Origin of the sequence: Streptomyces sp. NPDC008079, from assembly GCF_042957385.1 — a bacterium.
Lineage (GTDB): Bacteria > Actinomycetota > Actinomycetes > Streptomycetales > Streptomycetaceae > Actinacidiphila.
In genome coordinates, this window is the sequence record NZ_JBIBIC010000043.1 from 1 (window position 1) to 1,828 (window position 1,828).

At 65.8% G+C, this 1,828-nt stretch carries 4 protein-coding genes; 2 read left to right on the top strand and 2 right to left on the bottom strand.

What is annotated here, in order from left to right:
* The first annotated feature begins 367 nt into the window (after window positions 1–367).
* On the top strand, window positions 368–712 hold the full coding sequence (locus tag ACFZAM_RS37105) for a hypothetical protein (RefSeq protein WP_355343394.1): 345 nt from the start codon (window positions 368–370) through the stop codon (window positions 710–712).
* Between the two features lie 250 nt (window positions 713–962).
* Here ACFZAM_RS37105 and tpg read toward each other — a convergent pair whose 3' ends face one another.
* Window positions 963–1,385, bottom strand: a complete 423-nt coding sequence (gene tpg, locus ACFZAM_RS37110; RefSeq protein ID WP_391052992.1) for a telomere-protecting terminal protein Tpg — start codon at window positions 1,383–1,385, stop codon at window positions 963–965.
* Window positions 1,386–1,603: 218 nt separating this feature from the next.
* Window positions 1,604–1,753, bottom strand: a complete 150-nt coding sequence (locus ACFZAM_RS37115) for a hypothetical protein (protein ID WP_391052999.1) — start codon at window positions 1,751–1,753, stop codon at window positions 1,604–1,606.
* Between ACFZAM_RS37115 and ACFZAM_RS37120 the strand changes: the two genes are divergently transcribed.
* Window positions 1,701–1,828 (top strand): DUF2199 domain-containing protein (locus tag ACFZAM_RS37120; RefSeq protein ID WP_391052995.1); only part of this gene is annotated, 128 nt, incomplete at its 3' end. The genes ACFZAM_RS37115 and ACFZAM_RS37120 overlap by 53 nt on opposite strands.

Here is a 1,828-nt window from a genome sequence, read left to right on the forward strand (position 1 = left end):
CCAGGCCACACCCCGCCCCCGCTCATCCACCCGAAACAACTGCACAACCCCAGCACAACCAAGATCAAAAAAACCATGATCATCGGCACGTCATAGTTGTCACCAGCGGAGAGGGATGAGCCGGCGATTCGGACCGGTCGAAGCAGTCTGGCTGTCACCAACAAGGCATTCGACTTGTCACATGCGCTCATGTGTACGGAGTGCGCAAGGACGGACCTAGGACGGATCTAGGACAGCAGCTCTTAGCCTCGACCTCGCACAACGTCCCCGTAACGAGCCGTCATGCACGAAAGCGCGTCACCGCCTCTCGGCGGCACTGCTCGCATGGGAGACAACCCGCCAAGCACACATCCTCAGGGGGAACCACATGAATCTCGCCCGAAAGCTGGCAACCGGAGCCATCGTGGCCGGCCTCACCACCGCCGGCGCCCTCGCTGCGACCCCGGCCAGCGCCACGGTCGTGAACTCCACGTGCAACCTGTCGTCCGTCGTCAACGTCTCTTACGGCTCGGGCGGCCACTACTGCTACGTCTGGGACGGTGGGAGCGCCAACACAGGCTGGATGAACATCGTGCATTCCACCCAGGTGTGCTCGAACAGCTACACGGGATACGTGCATGACACCTCGGGACACGATTGGAACTTCTACCGGGGCGCGTGCACGCCCACTTACGGGGCGAATCTGAGCTCGATCGTCTTCACCGGCAACTGAGTTGCATTGTCCCGGCGCCCGCGGCCACAGTACTGAGAAGCTGACGCCGAATTGACAGGGCGCCACGTGGGCGCGCATCTGACGGATCACGGTCCGCCAGGTGCGCGCCTTTCGCTTGCACTCGGGTTCTGTACGCGAGGCGAGCCTGCTGCCGCCGGAACAAAACCCGCTGACAACATGCCCGCCTCGGTGACAGCTGTCGCGCTTCGGCTCAGGCGGCCGGTAATTCGGTCTCCGTCGGGCGGCCCGCTCAGAACCGGAAATCTATGTATTCCACGTTGCTGAAAACCACCTCCGGACCCTGCGCACGCTCTCCGAATTTCTGGAAGTAGGCATATCCCAGAGCTTTGGCAACAAGCCCATACAACTCAGCTTCGGTCGCGCCCCGCTCGCGGGCGGCGAGGATGCGGCCCGCGTGGTCCGGTGAGACGGTCTGGGTGACGAGCCGGATTCGCGGGTCGTCGGTGGAACCGAGCGCGGCCCGGAACCAGAACCGGGCCCGGGCCTCGATCAGCAGGCCGCCGCTGCTGGCCGCCTGCTCGCGGACCCGGGCACGCACGCCCGGCTGCCAGTCCCGCGCGGTCTCCTCCTCCAACGCGGCCCGCAGCGCCTTCTGGGGCCGCTTGAGCTTGCCTGCGGGGTAGCGCTGCACCGTGCGGCGGGACGTGCCCAAACCGGCCGCCACAGCCGCCGTGGAGCCCTTCGCCCAGGGTCAGGAGGAACCGGAACTGCACGGCCGCGCCCTTCGGCACCGGCCGGGTGAACTCCGCCCGCTCCGCCGCCTTCAGACCGTCGTGGACCGCCTACGATGAGCGACGCCCCTTCCCGGCAGCTCGAATGCCGGGAAGGGGCGCTGTCGTACGGCCGTGGTCGGCCGGCCCGCCGGGGCTGTCAGTCGATGATGTCATCGTCGGTGTAGCCGTCCAGGATCTCTTCGACGGCGTCCCGGAGCTGCTGCGCGATGGCGTCGGCGACGTCTGGCGTGCAGATGATCTCCACACCGACATTGCGGAAGCCGGGGTCCCCGGACCAGTGCGTCATCAAAGCACAGCACTACTTCGTCAAGGGCATGATCGATATACCGGTCACCGACAGCGACGATGTGTTCTCCTGGGG